This window comes from Mesorhizobium sp. M1A.F.Ca.ET.072.01.1.1, from assembly GCF_004023325.1.
GTDB lineage: Bacteria > Pseudomonadota > Alphaproteobacteria > Rhizobiales > Rhizobiaceae > Mesorhizobium.
Window position 1 is genome coordinate 33120 of sequence record NZ_RZSF01000003.1, and the last position, 16987, is coordinate 50106.

A 16987-nucleotide genomic window follows, 5' to 3' on the forward strand; every position below is an offset into this window, starting at 1 on the left:
ATGCGTAAAGGCAATTGGCGATCCGCTCTTTTCAGCTACTTCAACGAAGTTCGTCGCGTCCAGTTTGACAACGACAAGAACAATTGCGCGCATTTTATCGCGAACGGTTGGTTGTGTGTTCGCGATGACGATCCGTTTAAGCCGTATCGCAAATTGAAGACGCTCGCGGCGATTGTGCGGGCGGTCAGGAAAGACGGTTTCGAAGATCATTTGGCGTTCTTCCGGACGTTCATGCGCGAACACGATCACACGTCGCAAGCACGCGTTGGTGATATCGCGGTGTTTACGATTGACGATGAAATCGGCACCGCGTCGGGTTGGGTCATTGGTGAGCGCGTTCTAGTGCTGCGGCCGGAAGGAATTGCAAGCCTGCCGCTTTCCGAAGCGACGAAAGCTTTTGAAGTATGAAAATGCGCCGCTTGTTCCGTCTCGCCTTCGAAACCTTTTCGTGGCTGCTTTGCTTCGTCGGCGTGGCTCATGCCGGCCCGCTGTTCGCTGGTATCGCGTCCGTCTTTTCGTTCATCGCTGGCGGTAGCTTCGTCGGTAATTTGATCGGGATTGCGATCACGACCGCGCTTAAGATCGGTATTGGTCTTTTGACGCGCGGCAAGAATTCAAAGCAGCAATCAGGCATCAAAACCGATATCCAAACGGGCGGCGACAACCCGCTATCGTTCATCGTCGGCGCTTACGCCACGGCCGGGCAACTCGAATACGTCAACACTTACGGAAATGATGGTGACACGCCGAACGCGTTCATTACTTTCGTTGTGTCGTTGTCCGACATTCCCGTTAGCGGTTTCACCAATACGATTTGGGTCAACGGCGAGAAATGCACAATCAGCGGCGACGTTGATCCGTCCGGACGTGGCAACGGTGTTACCGAATTCCTGAAAGACGGCAAATATTACATGTTCGTCAAGTTCTATGACGGAACGCAAACTGTTGCCGATGCGCATTGCCGCGCGAAATTCGGCAGCGATCCCGACCGGCCTTTTACGGCCGACATGATCGGGCGAGGCGTTGCGTATGCCGTCGTGACTTGCCGGTTTAATCGCAAGTTCTTCACTGGCATTCCGCAAATGCGGTTCGAAGTGAACGGCGTCAAGCTATACAACCCGGCAAAGGATAGCACAAACGGCGGATCGGGCTTGCATCGCTGGAACGATCCGACAACTTGGGAATTCAGCAAAAACAACGCCGTGGTCAATTACAACATCACGCGCGGTATCTACTATGACGGAACTTGGATTTTCGGCGGTCAGAACTTGCCGGCGCTGTTGCTGCCGTCCGCGTCTTGGATTGCGGCAATCAACGAATGCGACGCCGCGATTAGCCTTGTCGCTGGCGGCACCGAACCGCAATACACATGCGGATATGAAGTCAACGTCGATCAACAGCCGCTCGACATTATCGAGGCGTTCTTAGACGGCTGTTCGGGCCGCATGTACGAAATCGGCGGCTATTACAAGATCACCGCTGGCGCGCCCGCTGCGGCGGTCTATTCGTTCACAGACGGCGATATCCTTGCGACGGAAGACTTGACGTTCGATCCGTTCCCCGGCCTTGAACAGACCTATAACGGCGCTCACGCGTCCTATCCGGAACCGGGCGAGGGTTGGGCAGCGAAAGACGCGCCGCCTTACCTTGTTCCCGATCTTGAAGCCGCAGACGAAGGCCGGCGCTTGCTGGCAAACTTGCAGTTTGCAACGACAACATCGAACACACAAGTTCAACGCTTGCTGAAAGCTGCCGTCGAGGCAAACCGCAAGTTCCGTCGTCACATTATCCCGCTGCCGCCAGAAGCATGGTTGTTGGAACCGGGCGACGTTGTGTCGTGGTCGTCAACGCGTGAAGGCTACACGACAAAAGATTTCCTGATTTCGGCCATCACCGGCAAAGTCGGCATGGTGCAAATCGTGTCGGTGCAGGAAATCGACGCGGCCGATTACGATTGGACGCCGGGAACCGACGAAAAGCCGTTTTCGGTCGGCTACGTCGGCAACGTCAATCCGCCCGTCCAAACGTTCACCGGCTTTGCGGCTTCGCCGGCAACGCTGTTCGATAACGACGGGACGCCTCGCGCTCCGTCGATTGCGGTGAACTATCCCGGCACGATGGATGACGTTCAATCCGTCCGCATTCAAGTCAAGATCGCGACCGCACCGGATACCGATTTGACGTTTGACGGAACCTTGCCTTACGGCGATCCCGGCACGAATGACGATCCGCTAACCGCGATCATCAACGCGACATTTGTTCCCAAGACCGATTACAAGGTGCGCGGCAAGCTTGTTCCGTATTCCGGCCGCGAAACGGACTGGTCGGACTGGCTCGACGTGACGACAACGGACGTTGCGATAAGCGATGCTCGAAACGATCTTGCCCATGCGCAAGCCGATCTGATCGCCTTCTATACGCAACTAAGCGCCGAATTGCAGGCGACGCGCGACCGGCTTTCGCAACTCGCGCTCGCGGTCGCACAAACGGGCGGGCGGATCGCCAAGGATAACTATGCGGCGGTCAAGCTCGGCAACGCGTTCGCTGCCGCGTCAACCGAACTGTTCGCCTCGATAGACGAAATCGACGGCCAACTAGTGGCACAGGCGGGCGCTATAACCGACGTTCAAGCTTCGGTCGGTCTTGTGTCGGCAGACGGCCTATTTCAGCTTGTGGTGAGCGCTGGCGCGGGCGACGTGGTGTCGCGGCTCACGGCGCAAGTACGCGCCACGACGGGCGACGCGTGGGTTGATGCCGGCTTGATCATGGAAGCCGGCTTTACGGGCGGCAACCCGGCGCTGCCGTTCTCTAACTACATCATCAAAGCCAGCAATTTTTACGTGACGGACGGGACGAACACACATCAACCAATGGTGTATTCGGGCGGCGTCCTAAAGCTCAATATCGCAGATGTCAACATCGTGAACGCTGGTCTAATTCAGGGACCGACTAGCGGGCTGAAAATCGATATCGACAACGAATTTATTTCAATATCGGTGCCGTGATGACTGGCGAGCTTGGATTTGGTTTGTACAATCACACAACGCCGTGTTTGCGGATAGCATACGATCCCGCAACGAATGGTGCGACAGAAGACCCCGCCAATGTCGGCAAGTTCAAATTTGACAGCTTGCGCGGAACATCTCTCGGCTATGTTTACGATATCGGGGAAAAGGGAAGCTATGACAGCCGTTACCGTTCTGGCGGATGGAACACCAACTATTGGTTTTTCACGACACAAGGCGATTTCGAAAGCCCATACACCGCGTCCAATATTGGGCCAACTGCAAAAGCAACAATCGTTTGGCTGACAAGCGGCAGCGGCGCACAAACCAAATACTTTTACAAAGAATGGTTTCCGTTCGGGTATATGCCGCATGTTGAATTCCGTTGGATTGACGAAAGTTTGCCCGCAAATACGTTTGTCGGTGCGCAAGTCGATTACACAAGCTTTGCAAGTAGCAACGGCTTTGTCGATAGTTCGTCCGGTTATCTTGGAACGACAATCGGTCAGATTGACGGAAACTTGTTCGGGTCAAGCGGCTTTCGCGAAGCGTATGCGAGAAACACCAAAAACAATCTCGGCTTTACCGATCCGACTAGATATTTGATGACAACTTTTCAATTGCCACGGCGCGAGGATGCATTGCCGGATTTTTCCACCACGCCGGTTAGCGGGCAACAAGTTCTGTTGATCAACCCGACGACTGCACGGCTCGCGCTGCCGGGTAGAACGGTAAGTGATCCCAACCCGGATCATTACATTTTCCACGAAGACAAAATTCCCGCCAAGATCATGGCGGCGGGTGACGTTACCGTTCCCGCGTCCGGAAGTATCGACATTCCTTGCCCGCTTCCGATCACGGCGTTTACCTATATGGATTTCATGATTAAGCGGCAAACCGATACGGAGTTTTGGAACCCGCCATTTTATGACAGCATCGCATCCGACAAATCGTTGCAATTCCGATATTTTATCGACGTTGCAAACCAGAAAGTTACGATCACCAATCAGAAGGCGACGGCGCTAACATTGCGCTACATCATCTTTGCCGACAGCGATCAAATCGAGACGACTGGCGGCAAGAAAGTTCTTTATAACGGCAACGATGGCACAACCGACTTTGCTCAAATCAAGCGTCCCGGTTCGTCCGATGTCGCGCCCAATCTCAACGACATTATCGTTGATACTCGATTGGCGTATCTGCCGATCCTCGCGCAAGGCTTTTTGAACTGGACGGCCGATTTCCCGACCGTCGTTGCAAGCCCGAACAAATTCAAGGGCGAGCGGATGACGACAATCAATGTAAACAATCCGTCGCCAGCGTTGAAGCTTTATGTCAAACAAAGCATCATCTTTCCAGAAAGCAGCCATCCGATTGCAACCCGTCCGGATTTCCATCGCGTGTTTACCGATGCCGCAAGTTGGACGGGTAGAGCATCGCAAGATAGCTCTTGGGCAATGGTTCACGCCGACGAAAGCGCCGTTGATTTCTACATGGCAGGAAGCAATCCGCAAACGGCAAACAACAGCGGCGGCACAACCAAAAATCAAACTTGGGACGGAAGCAATCACGACACCGACGCGCTAGGAATGCGCTACTATATCTTCGGAATTCCGCAAAATTTGTAGCGTTTGCGTATCGAATGTGCTAAACACCGGCATATTTTGAAAGAAATTTCATGACTTCGACTTATAAGACCGGCACCGCAGCCGTAACAAACGGAAGCGTCAACGTGGTCGGCACCGGTACGGCGTGGGCCGTTGCTTTGGTCGTCGGCGGAATGTTCTCATGCAATGGCTTGTCCGTCCCGATTGCGTCGATTGTTGACGACACGCATTTGACGCTCGATTACAATTGGCCCGGCGCGACCGGCAGCGGTCAATCGTACTCGATTTTGCGCGAGAATTCCGACGCTGCAAACATTGTCGATTTGACCGACAAGCTTACACAAATCCTTATTGACCTTTCGCTTGCTGGAATTCATCCGAACAATTCCGGATCGCTCGCAAAGCGCGATGCGTTGACGCTCACGGCCGATAACGACGGCTACTTGTATTTGCAGGCTGAATTGGGCGTTGCGTTCGCGTTCTATCGTTGGGATGGTCCGTCGCTCGCCTGGGTTGGCCCGTTCCCGGTCGCGTCTGCGGTGACGGCTGCGGCTGGCGTCCAATCGATTGTTGCGGGAACAAACGTCACAATCGACAACACCAATCCGAATATTCCGGTCATCAACGCAACCGCTCCGGATTTGCGCCCGCTCAATAACACTTGGACGGGCAATAACACTTGGCAAACCGGTCTGAATACGTTCAAGACCGCGACGACGTTCAATCTAAACGCGGCAGCATTGCCCGCCGCGCCATCTGGTACGATTGCGCAATTTGGCGGCGCGGACGCAACCGTTGCGCGCCTCTTGCTGGATAGTTTCGGTACGGGCGGAACGAATTTCACATTCCGCGCGAGCCTTGGCACGGCGGCGGCGCGATCCGCTTTAACAAGCGGTTCTGTGATCGGAACGTTTGGCGCTATGGGCGCTTATGACGCGACCAATTATGTTACCAGTTCGCGCGCTGCAATGGCGTTCGTTGCGGCGGAAAATTGGTCGGCTACAAACCAAGGCGCGAGGATCGATTTTTATACAACGCCGCTCGCGTCAACGACACAAAAGCTTGCCGGTTCGATCAACCCGGACGGTTCTCTTACGATCAACCAAAACGCGGCAGCATTGCCCGCGCCTCCAAATGGGACAGGTTTGCAAGTCGGCGGCGTTGACGGAACCGGTGCGCGGATATTGGCCGATACGTTCGGGACGCAAGCAAGCTTTACCGGTCGCCGTGCCAACGGTACAGCGGCGGCTAGATCGGCGCTCGTTAGCGGCGACATTATCGGTACGTTCGGCGCTCATGGCGCATATGACGCGACGAATTATTCGAACGCTAACCGCGCAATGATGCAAACGGTTGCAACGGAAAATTGGGCAGCGGGTGCGCAAGGCGCAAAGGTGCAATTTTCCACTACGCCGAACGGCGGAACAACAACGGCAGTTGTTCTAACCATCGATCGAGACGGCGGATTGCAAAAAGTCGGCGCGGGACAAACCAGCCTGAAACGTGTCGGCATATTGGGCGGCAATCCGGTTACGTCCGGGACAACCGATCCCAATCAATTCATGGTCGCCGGCAACGAAAATGTTGACTGGAGTTTTGGTTTTTACGGTTCCGGTGCGATGTGGGCACAACCGCGCGGAACCGCAAATTATTCGGTCAATTATAACTCGATTTTCAACCCGAACGGCGGCAACGTCGGCATTGGTGCAACCGGGCAATCGCCGACTTCGAAACTAACCGTTGCCGGCGCTATCGCAACCGCTGTACCGACAATTCAAACGACCAATTACACGGTCAGCGCGGATGACGACAGCGTGATTTTCAACGGATCGGGAACGATTACCGCAACGTTGCCCGCTGCCGCCTCTTATCCCGGTCGTTGGTTGACTGTTAAGACGATCACCGCGCAAGCGGTCAACAGTGCAAGTTCGAACGTTAAGCCGCTGGCGAGTAATACGGCAGGAACCGCAATTCTTGCTGCAACTGCCGGCAAATGGGCGCTCTTGCGGTCGGATGGAACGAATTGGGTCATTATGGCCGGCAACTAAAGGAAGGAAACCACAATGCAGCTAAAGCCGGAAATCGTTACCGTTTTGAATTCGCTTGGTGCGGATGAAACGGAAATAAGCGGATTGGTGGAATATTTCTCTGCCCGTCTCGTTCAAGCACATGCCAATTTGGAACAAATAGACGACAACATTGCCAGTCTGCAAACCCAACGTGTCGAAGCGCAAACGCTGATCGACACGTTGACAACCGCAATCGGCAAATTTGTCATTGTGGAATGATCGACCATCAATAACCAACGCCTAGCATAGATATTGAAAGCTTTAAACCCATGAACCGTACAACGTTTTTCGCGTATGTGCGCAAAGCGCCTTTTGGCGGTCGTCTCACCACGTCGCAAGTTGCCGGCCTAAATGCGATCCTCGATTATTGGGACGCGTCCAAGCTGACCGACGTGCGTTGGTTGGCGTATATCCTCGCGACGCCGTTCCATGAGACGGGCGGCAAAATGCAGCCGGTCGAGGAAAACTTGAATTACACGACGGCAGCGCAAATCCGCAAAACTTGGCCGGTGCGGTTCCGTGACGAAGCTGCGGCAAAGCCTTATGTCCGCAATCCGCAAAAGCTCGCCAATCTGGTTTACGGCGGTCGCATGGGCAATCGTGCGCCTAACGACGGCTGGACGTATCGCGGGCGCGGTCTTGCTCAACAGACGGGCCGGCTCATGTATGCGAAGTTTGGCGAGGAAGCCAATCCGGAGCTTGCGCTTGATCTGAAAACGTCCGTTGCGAACATGTTCAAAGGCATGATCGAAGGGCTTTATACGGCTCATGCCTTGCGCGAGTATTTCAACGACACGGCAAACGATCCGGTCGGCGCTCGCGCGGTCATCAACGGTGACAAGCGGACCAAGGGCGCGCTTGTCGCTGGCTACTATAAGAATTTCCTCGACGCGATCAACGCGGCGTCCGAAGCCGAGAAAGTCGGTTTGATCCCGGCCGATGTCAAGGTTGAAGACGCAAAGCCGGATGACGTACCGGCGCACAAGTCAAAATCGCTTTGGGCGATGATTACCGGCTTTGGCGGCGCGGGCGGTTTCTCGCTGTTCGATGCGATGTCTAACGGCTCGACGTTGCTTGGCGCGATCAACAATCCGTGGGCGCTCTTGGCCGTCCTATCGCTCGCGGTCGGCGGCGGCGTGTTCGCTTGGCTGGTCATGTCGGGACGGCTGCAAATACTGCACGGAAAGGCGGTGTCATGAATACGCTTTACACGGTCGGCGCGGCAGTCGTCGCGGTGCTGGCGTTCCTCGCGTGGTTCGCCGGCAAGATCGCCAAGATGACGCGAGACGCGGCAGCGGCAAAACAGAAAGGGCAAAACGATGCGTTGCAACAGAAGTTTGATCAAATCGACGCGGGCGCTCCCGATCTTGACGCTTCTATTGGCCGGCTGCGGGACCGTGCCGACAACGGCGGTAAACCCAACCCTAGCTGATCCGCCGCCAAGCGTCGTCAACGCGCTAGAAACCGCCGCTAGGGCCGATCCAGCGGCGGCGGCGTGGGTGATCGGGCTAGATCGCTTCTATCAGAAGCAAGACGCGGCCAAGGCGGTTAGGAAGCGCTAGGACTGGAAAGGGCGGCTAGTTGCCGCCCTTTTGGTTCGGAGCGTCGGCGCAAACTGTACATGTCATGGACCGGCCTTTGCAGCCGGCCTTGATCGTTCCGGCCGGGCAGCAAGTCCCAAACGAAGCGTTCCATTCGTGGCATTCAAAGACAAGTCTTGAACCATGACAACGCCAACAATCCGGCGATGTCGTTTTAGAAGATGTTAATATATTCAACACGCCTTACTTGCCTTGGCTAAATGATCAACTTGCGAGCTTCGTTGACGTACCAAGCATATTCCACATTGTCAAAGCGGAACGAACGCGCGTCGTTGCATTCGGCAACTTTCCAACCCGCCTCAATCGCCGTTTCGCGCTGTTCGTAGCGGCTTTTGTTCTTGGTGTGAATGCGTTCGTCCCATTGCCCGGCCGGGATGCTCGCGGCGATCCGGTTGAATTCCGCGTCGGTCAATCCGTTGCGGCGCTTGTAGTCGCCTAGCGGGCCGGCTGGCGGGCTGATCTTGACCATAGGCGCGCCGTCGCGGGCGACATAATAGCGCGTCGTCGGCTGGACGGGCGAGCCGCCTAGCAACAGCTTCGACGCGCGGTCAACCTTGATCCGCAGCATGAAGTCAAACGGATCGGAATGCGCTCGAATGAACGCGTCCGGATCGACGCCATGAACCATCGCGGCGACGGCGGCGCGGATCGAGACGCAATTGCCTAAATCCTTGTGCCACGCTGGCGGCTGTTGCTCGCTAATTGAATTGGCGTAATCGAACGGGTCAGGATGCCAGTAAGCGCCTTTCTGCTTTAGTTTGCCGTCCATATCTTCGGCAATGTAGTTATTGACATCGCGAAGCCACATGCGCTTGTAATGGACGCTTTCAAGCGTCAAAAGCGTGAACTGTTCCCAACGTGTCTCAATCGCCTTGACTTGCTCCAAATAGTCGCGGTGAATGCGATAGGTGATGCCGTCCGTATTGGCTTGGATTAGCTGCACGGTCGGGACCGTCAACAGCCATTCGGCCAACATGCAAATCAACAATTGCCCGTTGATGGTAATCGTCATCGTCAACTGCGGATCATAGAACACCGAATATTTATCGTTGCTCTTGCCGTATGTGCCGTTTGCCGCGAGCTTAAGGCTATTCGCCTCGACGCATTTCTTACCCTTTAGCTGTTGCCACTTTTTGCGCTCTTTAGGTATCTCGGCATATTCGCGCGTGAACGCCTCGCCAAGATGCGCGGGCGCAAGCTTGTTCACAATGGCAATCGACGGGTACAGGCTCGCAACGTCGATATCGCGGATCAACCATTCGTCGGTTGCGATGATCCGTTGCGCGCTCACGCTGCCATGAATGCCGCCCGTACCGAAATGGAAGTCAATCCCGCCGACGTTCGCCTTGACGCCGGTAAACACGCCTTTCGTCTTAATCGGCGCGTCCGGGTCTTCCAGATCATCCGGCGTCAAGACTTGCTGTTTCATCCAATCTAGGACGCGAGCGAATTCCGGGTTGGTGAAGCTGACATAATTAAAGATGATGTCGGCTAGTGCGATGCGATTGCGAACCGTTTGCCGTGGCTGCTTGCGGCCGGAACTGCGGTCATAGCAAATGTCTTCCCCGATCTTCTGTTCAAGGATTTTCGCGCCAATCTTTGTGTCGTTGAAGTTCATCACGTCAACGCCGAATTGATCGACCAAGCTAAGACGGAATTCAATCGCCTTGGTCGAGAAATGCGCGAACCGCTTCGTTTCGGTAACGTCGTGACGATTGTACGGGATCAACAAGCCGTTGACTTCGTTGTGACCTAGCACGGTTCCCGGCTCAACAGGCATGTCAACGACGGTTTCGGCGCGCATGTTGACTTGCAGCGCCTTAAGGCTTGTCGTCTTTGCCTTGTTGTCGAAGTGATGGATTTTGGCTAGGTCGATCTGCGGCGCGAACCGGTCGCGCTCCCAAATCATGCCGCCGAAGCGGTCGCCGCGTCCTAGCAGTTCTTGCGCCTTGGCGTAAATCTGATCGATGGTCGCTTGTGGGTTGGTGTAAATGTAGTGAATGACCGGGTAATCAAATTGCAGGCTGAAAAACCCGATCATTGGCGTTTGCGTTCGGTACAGCCAATTGAACCAATCGATTAGTTCGCGCCGGTCGTCGCGAAACGTGCTGATTTCCCATGTGCTGGACGCGTCCGAATGCAGCGCTTCCATATGCAGCGTAAACACATTCAGAAACGTCTCGATATCGTAAACAACCGTGTTGGATAGGTCGAGCATTCAGCGCCGCAATCCAAGCCGCTTGTATGCCTCGCAAACGGTCATCGCTTGCGCAATCGCGTCGTCAAGCGCGTTGTGCGCCTCGCCATAGTTGCAATAATCGTCGCGGGTCATGCCGGCGAGGTCGCAAATCGTCCGGACGGATCGCGGCGCGCGATAGTGCCACGGAACCGGCAGACCTACGGCGCGGTAAACAGCCTCCAAAATGGACGCGTCAAAATGCGGATCGTTCGCCCATAGGCGCAAATTCTGGTCATCGGCCGGCGTCGGTTCGGCTGTCAAGTCGTTCAACCAGTTCGCAAATCGAATGCAGCCGTCAACCGGGTTGGCAAACGCGGCTTGCGCTTCCGGTGATTGATCGTTCCACCAAGCGACGGTTTCGGGATCGCGCGCGAGCGGATAGCGTAAACCGTTGTACGTCGCCGGTTGGCCCAATTCTTTCCATCGCGCGAATGAAATTGCGTTTTCCGTCGCGACATAGAATTGATACTGGCTATCGAGATAACCGTATTCCGGCCAACCGGCGACGGGATCGAACACAACCGCGCCAATGCTGCGAATGTCGCTGCCCGGCGTCTTTCCCCATGTTTCAAGGTCGAGCATGATATGCATTGGTGATCCTCGCTAAAACGGAATGCAGTCGCGGACAAAGAATTCGGTCGGGATTTGGCCCGGCATGAAACGAAGGCGGCACGGCTCACCAAGAGCCGCACCGCATCGTTGGCACGTCCGGGCGGTATTATCGCCCCGGCATCATTCCGGGCATCTGACCGGGCTGCGGCATCATGCCCGGTTGCATCTGCGGCATTCCGGCAGGCATCGGCATTGCGCCCGGCTGCGGCATCTGACCGGGCTGCATACCAGCGTTGCGCGTGAAGTCGGGCGCGGGTGCCGGCATCGGCTGCGGCTGCGGATAACCGGGCTGCGGCACCATGCCGGGCTGCATTTGCGGCGCTGCGGCCGGGCCGGGCATGGGCGAGCCGGCAGGCATCGGCATTGCGCCCGGCTGCGGCATCTGACCGGGCTGCATGGTGCCGGGCATACCGGGCGCGCCAGCGGCGGCAACGGGCGTTGCGGACGCGCCGGGCGGCAACTGGTATTGCTGCCCGCCGAACAGCGTTTGCGCGTCCGGGCCGTTGATGATCGGTTGCCCATACCCGACGTGATCGATTGCGACCGGGTTGACGTAAAGGCCCGGCGTATGGGTGCGATCGGTCGGCACGTTGACCTTAAGGCTAAGAGCGCAAGCGACATAATCGCCGCATTTGATCTGGTCGCCGGTCAACTGTGCATAGGTGCCGTTCGGCTGCAACTTGAAGATCGGCGGCGCAAACGCTTCCGTCGTGATGGTCAGCACGTAATGACCGGCGTAACCCTCGCGCTGATTGTATGGCTTGCCGTTGCGATCAACGCCATTGTCGCCGTCCTTGTACTTCCATGAAAACTGCGGCGGGATACCTTGGCCGTAGCCGGTCGCCGCTTCCTGTGCCATGTACGGCCAAACATGCGCCTCGAAATCGGCGCGAGGAATGGCAAGGCCGAACGACCACTGTTCAACCGGCTTGCCGTCCTTAAGAACGGTGTTGCCTTTCTGGTCTTTCTTTTGGGACGCTTTGCCGGGGTTGCCCCAAACGATGCGGCCGACCGGCGTCTTGAATTCAACAGTCATTTGCTATTCCTTTCCGAACAATCGTTGTGCTTTCGTGTTGGCATCAACGCGCACAAGTTTGACGCCAGTCTGTCGCCGCTCGGTGAGCGACTTAACAACTTCCTCGCTAACACCGGCTTTGATCGCCTGTTTCGGCGTAACCAATTTCGGTTTCGCAAGGTTCTTTCCGGTCAACGCTTGCATGATCGCAACGTCAATTCCCGGCTTCCAATCGGTATTGGAAAGCTGAATTTCAACGGCGTATCCGTCAACGACTTGGCCGGCTTTCAAACGAAATTTAGCCATTTCTTCGAGCGCGTCAAGACGATTTTCAAGTGACGTTTGCGCTATTCGCAGCGTGTTCAACTCGAATGCAAGCGTTTCGTTGTCGATTTCGTCGCTGTAAGCCATTTCGGACGCGTCGATTGCGTTCATGTTGGCTTTGCGAGCGGCCGGGCAAGTCGCGAGCGCGTGACATTTACCGCAATGACCGATTCCGGTAACAAGCTGATCGCTTGGATTGGTCAATGTGTTCGCAATACGCAAATAACGTTCGTACAAATCGGCATACGTGATTTCCCACGACCGCGACTTGCCCTCCGGGTGATGCGGTCGCGGTTGATGGATGGTAAGCACGATCCGGGCGGGTGTAATCTGCCGGGTCAAGCAGTAGCCGACCGCGTGAGCAATCAGCGTCCAATGTTCTTGCGGCTCGACAATTCCCCAACCGTATTTGAAATCATCGCCGTACAACGTCCCGGTTTCGGCATTGTATGCCATATGATCGGCGCGAGCGTTGACGCGGAACTGATCGGTTCCAAAGCTTGTGTTCGTCTCGACTTCGCTTGCAATCTGCCCGCGTTCAAGCGCAACAATCGCGTCGAGATAGACTTGAACGAATTCGACCATTTCGACGGTCACATAAACGCCGTTCGGCGCTTTGCGGTCGATAAGTTCGTCAACGGTGAAATCGTTGCGGAAGACGGCAACCGCTACCCAATGCGCCGCAATGCCTTCGTCGCGGTCCTTGGTATCGGCAACCGCTGCCGGCAATGAAGCCGGCAACAGTCGCGAGCCGTTACACGCCATGAAACGGGGAAGTTCGTCGGCTGTAACGGTGATCATGTTAGTTCCACTTCTGATCGCGCGTCATGCACTGGACGGCATAGACGATCATTTCGCCCGCGCGAGGCTGCGAAACGATGTCGGTGATGACGCCAAGCGGGACGCCGAACGCCGTTCCGATTTCCGCCGTGACGCGCGCCAGATAATCGGTATCGATCAACGGCATACCGTTGCCGTCCCGCTTCGCCATCTGACCGGAAAGCGCCTGCATGAAGGTTGGGAAATCCATTGCCGGTGCAGCGACGGGCGCGGGCGGTGCTGCCGGCATGGGCTGCGGCATCGGGACGGGCTGCGGTGCCGGCATGGTCGAGACGACGTTGCCCGGTTGCTGCGGATATCCCGGCCCGGTCGGGTAGCCGGCCGGCTGCGGCATCGGAACGGGCTGCGGTGCGGTCGAGGCGGTCGGTGCGGCGGGTGCCGGCATCTGCATAACGGGCGCGACCGGCTGCGGCATCGGAACGGGCTGCGGTGCGGCCGGCGCTGGCGCGGCGGCATTGCCGGCGACTGCCATCTTGGCGCGCAACTCGGCTTCGACGGCGGTAACGGTTTCGGCAGACACGCCGCGACGTTTGCGCCAAACGCCTTTGTCGGTCATTTCCTTGTTGCCGGAATGAATGCGTTCGTCCCAAGGCAAGCCGTTCTTATCGACGTTGGGCGCGTTGGGATTGACCGGGCCGTTGTCATCGCCGGTTTCATCGTCGGTGCCGGGTGCCGAGTTGTCGGCGGTAATGTTGACTGCGGTCGATCCGCCAAGGAACGCGAGCAAGCGCGACAATTCGGACGGGCTTGCTTCCGTGATGGTTAACGCAAATTTCATTGTGGGTTTTCCTTTCCCCTGTGACAAATTTTGACGCTGGACCGTAGCGACGACCGCTTGACGTGTCAATCGAATTCTTCCACTATGTCAGAAAATCAAACCGGGAGTTATCCATGGAATTCGCCATTTCTTGCGAAATTTTCGCCCGCCTAGCTAACGTCGTCAAGGATATTCCGGCGACGGAAACCCGTCCGCATCTAAAATCTGTCTACATCGAACATAAGGACGGTGAGGCGTTCGCGGTCGCCAGCAATTCCCGCTTTGCCGCAATCGAATATTTGGGCAAGGTCGATTTCGGCAACGGCTCCGTTCACATTGCCGCCGATCCGGTGCTAATTCAGCAATGCCGAACCGAAGCGCCGTTTAATAGCGTTCTGTCGGTCAGCTTCAACGAAGTGTTGCAGTTCGGCGCGGCCAAAACCACGCTCGGCTATTGCTATCCGGGCAACGTCGCCGTCGTCGCAAACGGCTCGCCTTTCGTTCAATGGCGTACATGGACGCCGGATAAGCCGGTGACGAAGACAAAGGGCGCGATGTTCTGGAATACGGAGAATATCGCCAATATCGGCGCGTCGTCGCCGTCCGGTCGGTTGCTGTTCCCTGAATTCATCGACGCAACAAAGCCGGTCGTGGTGCGGGATATTATGGATGAAAATTGGTTTGGTCTGTTCATGCCGAACCGTACCGTTGAAGGCGAAATAATCACCTATAGCGACGGCGCAAAGCTTCCGGAGTGGTTCAAATGACGGATCGCGAGCAAATAGCGTTTGTTGCCGGCTTCGTTTGCTGCTTGCTGGCGTGTGCAATTTTTGTCATGGTGCTTTAATGAAACCAGTGTTTTGCCAAGTCAAGCACGATCCGGACGCCGGCACGTTTGGTGATTGCGTCCGGGCTTGCATTGCGTCGTTGCTCGAATTGGGTCCGGGTGCCGTGCCGCATTTCTATCATGACAGTTGTGACGGTGAAACGGGCCATACACGGATACGCGAGTGGTTGGCTACTCGCGGCCTTGTGCCGTTCTATGCGTATTACAACGGCAATGATCCGCTTGAAACGGTGTTGGAACATATGAACACGGTCAATCCCGGCGTTCATTACATGCTGTACGGCAATACCGGCGAAAGCGATCATGTTGTTGTTTGCTGCGGCAACAAGATCGTTCATGATCCGGCTTGGGTTCCGACCGATTTCGTTGCGGCGAATTCAACCGGCTATTGGTCGGTTATGGTGATCGCAGTAAAATGACAATCCAGCTTCGCCCGGATCAATGGCAGCTTAAAACCGATGTTTACGGCGCTTGGAACAGCGGCGCGAACACGGTTCTAGCCGTGCTGCCAACGGGCGGCGGTAAGTCGGTCGTCATGTCCGATATCATCAACGATCAAAACCAGCTAGGCGCGCAACAGTGCGTTGTTGCGCATCGCACCGAACTTGTGTCGCAAATGTCGTTGCATGTCGCTCGACGCGGCATCAAACACCGGATCATTGCGCCTAAGAATGTTGTCGCTCAAATCGCCGCGTTGCATCGCGAGGAATTGGGATACAACTTCGTTAATCCAACCGCGAATTGCTCCGTAGCCGGCATCGATACGTTGAACGCTCGCGCGGAGGAATTGAAGGGTTGGGCCGCGCAAATCGACTATTGGCATGGTGATGAAGGTCATCACTTTTTGCTGGCAAATAAGTGGGGAAAAGGTATCGGCCTTTTTCCTCGCGCTCGCGGTTCGCTTTGGACGGCATCACCTAGCCGCGCCGATGGCAAAGGGTTAGGTCGTCACGCGGATGGCTTGGCCGATGCGATGGTTCTTGGTCCGGATCAACGCACGCTGATCAATCTTGGCGCGTTGTGTGATTACGAAATCGCGCTGCCGGAAAGTGACTTCTACATTGACGAAGACGACGTGTCGGCAAGCGGTGACTTCACGCCGAAAAAGATGCGCGAGGCGTCCGAACGGTCGCATATCGTCGGTGATGTCGTCACGGAATACGTGCGCCATGCGTTCGGTAAGCGCGCGATTTGCTTTGCAACCGACGTTGAGACGGCCGGCAAGATCGCGAAGCGGTTCAATGAATTCGGCATTATGGCGGCTGCGGTATCGGCGGAAACGCCGGCTGCGGTGCGCGAGGATTTCATTAAGCGTTTCAAGCGCGGCGCAATTACTGTTCTGGTCAACGTCGATTTGTTCGGTGAAGGCTTCGACGTGCCAGCGTGCGAAGTCGTCATTATGGCGCGCCCAACCGCTTCGCTTGCGGTCTATCTGCAACAGTTCGGCCGGGCGCTGCGGACCATGGCGGGCAAGACGCATGGATTGATCATCGACCATGTGTCGAATTGGAAGCGCCACGGCAACCCGGACAAGCCGCATTTCTGGACGCTCGACCGGCGCGAGAAACGGGCCAAGCGTGCGCCCGATCCGGAAGCGATCCCGTTGATTACGTGTCGCGGCTGCGGCCGGCCGTATGAGCGTTGTTTACCGTGCTGCCCACGCTGCGGATGGATGCCGCCGTTGCCGGAAGGCGGCGGGCGCTCCGTCGAGGAAATCGACGGGGATTTGATCTTGCTGGATCGCGCCAAGCTCGCGGAAATGCGCGCGGCTATAGAATTGCCGTCGCCGGCCGATGTCGGATCGCGGACGGCGTTCGTTGCGGGCGGTTTGGCCGGCGCGGGTGCCGTCAATCGCCAAATTGAAAGAATTCAATCACAGAAACGTTTGGATGATGCGATTTGCCAATGGGCAGGAATTGGCCGTGCTAAAGGTCGATCCGACCAAGAATTGTACAGGCGTTTTTATTTGACCGTTGGCGTTGATGTGTTGTCAGCACTAGCGATGCCTCGCGCCGATATGGACGCATTGGCCGAAAAAGTTGAAAGTTGGATAAATGCCAGTCTGCAATAG

The 16987-nt window shown here is 56.1% G+C and carries 15 protein-coding genes; 10 read left to right on the plus strand and 5 right to left on the minus strand.

Features of this window, described 5'->3' with window-relative positions; genetic code table 11:
- The 7 genes from EOA32_RS00965 (at nucleotide 1) to EOA32_RS00995 (ending at nucleotide 8113) form a co-directional block, all read left to right on the plus strand.
- Nucleotides 1-408 (plus strand): hypothetical protein, encoded by a 408-nt coding sequence (locus EOA32_RS00965; RefSeq protein WP_128370579.1) that lies wholly within the window; start codon nucleotides 1-3, stop codon nucleotides 406-408.
- On the plus strand, nucleotides 405-3005 hold the full coding sequence (locus EOA32_RS00970) for a phage tail protein (protein ID WP_128370580.1): 2601 nt from the start codon (nucleotides 405-407) through the stop codon (nucleotides 3003-3005). The genes EOA32_RS00965 and EOA32_RS00970 overlap by 4 nt, the downstream gene beginning before the upstream one ends.
- Nucleotides 3005-4633, plus strand: coding sequence for a hypothetical protein (locus EOA32_RS00975; protein ID WP_128370581.1), 1629 nt, complete (start codon nucleotides 3005-3007; stop codon nucleotides 4631-4633). Before EOA32_RS00970 ends, EOA32_RS00975 begins: the two co-directional genes overlap by 1 nt.
- A 50-nt stretch (nucleotides 4634-4683) precedes the next feature.
- Nucleotides 4684-6660: a hypothetical protein gene (locus EOA32_RS00980; RefSeq protein ID WP_128370582.1), complete on the plus strand. Its 1977-nt coding sequence runs from the start codon at nucleotides 4684-4686 to the stop codon at nucleotides 6658-6660.
- A 15-nt stretch (nucleotides 6661-6675) separates the two neighbouring features.
- A complete protein-coding gene (locus EOA32_RS00985) occupies nucleotides 6676-6900 on the plus strand; it encodes a hypothetical protein (protein ID WP_128370583.1) in 225 nt (74 codons plus the stop codon).
- 227 nt (nucleotides 6901-7127) lie between these two features.
- Nucleotides 7128-7880 (plus strand): chitinase, encoded by a 753-nt coding sequence (locus EOA32_RS00990; protein WP_245499108.1) that lies wholly within the window; start codon nucleotides 7128-7130, stop codon nucleotides 7878-7880.
- On the plus strand, nucleotides 7877-8113 hold the full coding sequence (locus EOA32_RS00995; RefSeq protein ID WP_128370585.1) for a hypothetical protein: 237 nt from the start codon (nucleotides 7877-7879) through the stop codon (nucleotides 8111-8113). The genes EOA32_RS00990 and EOA32_RS00995 overlap by 4 nt, the downstream gene beginning before the upstream one ends.
- Nucleotides 8114-8478: 365 nt before the next feature.
- On the opposite strand, the gene EOA32_RS01000 is transcribed toward EOA32_RS00995, so the two are convergent.
- The 5 genes from EOA32_RS01000 to EOA32_RS01020 all read right to left on the minus strand — a co-directional run bounded on the left by EOA32_RS01000 (nucleotide 8479) and on the right by EOA32_RS01020 (nucleotide 14090).
- A complete protein-coding gene (locus tag EOA32_RS01000; RefSeq protein ID WP_128370586.1) occupies nucleotides 8479-10500 on the minus strand; it encodes a hypothetical protein in 2022 nt (673 codons plus the stop codon).
- On the minus strand, nucleotides 10501-11112 hold the full coding sequence (locus EOA32_RS01005) for a 3'-5' exonuclease (protein ID WP_128370587.1): 612 nt from the start codon (nucleotides 11110-11112) through the stop codon (nucleotides 10501-10503).
- Nucleotides 11113-11239: 127 nt separating this feature from the next.
- A complete protein-coding gene (locus EOA32_RS01010; RefSeq protein WP_128370588.1) occupies nucleotides 11240-12169 on the minus strand; it encodes a hypothetical protein in 930 nt (309 codons plus the stop codon).
- Nucleotides 12170-12172: 3 nt separating this feature from the next.
- The gene (locus EOA32_RS01015) at nucleotides 12173-13273 is read right to left on the minus strand and encodes a DUF2800 domain-containing protein (protein ID WP_128370589.1); all 1101 of its coding nucleotides are present in this window, start codon (nucleotides 13271-13273) and stop codon (nucleotides 12173-12175) included.
- A gap of 1 nt (nucleotide 13274) precedes the next feature.
- Nucleotides 13275-14090 (minus strand): hypothetical protein, encoded by an 816-nt coding sequence (locus EOA32_RS01020; RefSeq protein ID WP_128370590.1) that lies wholly within the window; start codon nucleotides 14088-14090, stop codon nucleotides 13275-13277.
- Nucleotides 14091-14203: 113 nt separating this feature from the next.
- On the opposite strand from EOA32_RS01020, the gene EOA32_RS01025 reads away from it, so the two are divergent.
- The 3 genes from EOA32_RS01025 to EOA32_RS01035 all read left to right on the plus strand — a co-directional run bounded on the left by EOA32_RS01025 (nucleotide 14204) and on the right by EOA32_RS01035 (nucleotide 16987).
- Nucleotides 14204-14836 (plus strand): hypothetical protein, encoded by a 633-nt coding sequence (locus tag EOA32_RS01025; protein ID WP_128370591.1) that lies wholly within the window; start codon nucleotides 14204-14206, stop codon nucleotides 14834-14836.
- A gap of 79 nt (nucleotides 14837-14915) precedes the next feature.
- Nucleotides 14916-15335 (plus strand): hypothetical protein, encoded by a 420-nt coding sequence (locus EOA32_RS01030; protein WP_128370592.1) that lies wholly within the window; start codon nucleotides 14916-14918, stop codon nucleotides 15333-15335.
- Nucleotides 15332-16987 carry a DEAD/DEAH box helicase gene (locus EOA32_RS01035; RefSeq protein ID WP_128370593.1) on the plus strand — a complete coding sequence of 552 codons (1656 nt, stop codon included), beginning with the start codon at nucleotides 15332-15334 and terminating at the stop codon, nucleotides 16985-16987. Before EOA32_RS01030 ends, EOA32_RS01035 begins: the two co-directional genes overlap by 4 nt.

Coding starts and splice junctions, on each gene's coding strand:
- EOA32_RS00965 (WP_128370579.1), top strand. CDS start 1: ATGCGTAAAGGCAATTGGCGATCCGCTCTTTTCAGCTACTTCAACGAA.
- EOA32_RS00970 (WP_128370580.1), top strand. CDS start 405: ATGAAAATGCGCCGCTTGTTCCGTCTCGCCTTCGAAACCTTTTCGTGG.
- EOA32_RS00975 (WP_128370581.1), top strand. CDS start 3,005: ATGACTGGCGAGCTTGGATTTGGTTTGTACAATCACACAACGCCGTGT.
- EOA32_RS00980 (WP_128370582.1), top strand. CDS start 4,684: ATGACTTCGACTTATAAGACCGGCACCGCAGCCGTAACAAACGGAAGC.
- EOA32_RS00985 (WP_128370583.1), top strand. CDS start 6,676: ATGCAGCTAAAGCCGGAAATCGTTACCGTTTTGAATTCGCTTGGTGCG.
- EOA32_RS00990 (WP_245499108.1), top strand. CDS start 7,128: ATGCAGCCGGTCGAGGAAAACTTGAATTACACGACGGCAGCGCAAATC.
- EOA32_RS00995 (WP_128370585.1), top strand. CDS start 7,877: ATGAATACGCTTTACACGGTCGGCGCGGCAGTCGTCGCGGTGCTGGCG.
- EOA32_RS01000 (WP_128370586.1), bottom strand. CDS start 10,500: ATGCTCGACCTATCCAACACGGTTGTTTACGATATCGAGACGTTTCTG.
- EOA32_RS01005 (WP_128370587.1), bottom strand. CDS start 11,112: ATGCATATCATGCTCGACCTTGAAACATGGGGAAAGACGCCGGGCAGC.
- EOA32_RS01010 (WP_128370588.1), bottom strand. CDS start 12,169: ATGACTGTTGAATTCAAGACGCCGGTCGGCCGCATCGTTTGGGGCAAC.
- EOA32_RS01015 (WP_128370589.1), bottom strand. CDS start 13,273: ATGATCACCGTTACAGCCGACGAACTTCCCCGTTTCATGGCGTGTAAC.
- EOA32_RS01020 (WP_128370590.1), bottom strand. CDS start 14,090: ATGAAATTTGCGTTAACCATCACGGAAGCAAGCCCGTCCGAATTGTCG.
- EOA32_RS01025 (WP_128370591.1), top strand. CDS start 14,204: ATGGAATTCGCCATTTCTTGCGAAATTTTCGCCCGCCTAGCTAACGTC.
- EOA32_RS01030 (WP_128370592.1), top strand. CDS start 14,916: ATGAAACCAGTGTTTTGCCAAGTCAAGCACGATCCGGACGCCGGCACG.
- EOA32_RS01035 (WP_128370593.1), top strand. CDS start 15,332: ATGACAATCCAGCTTCGCCCGGATCAATGGCAGCTTAAAACCGATGTT.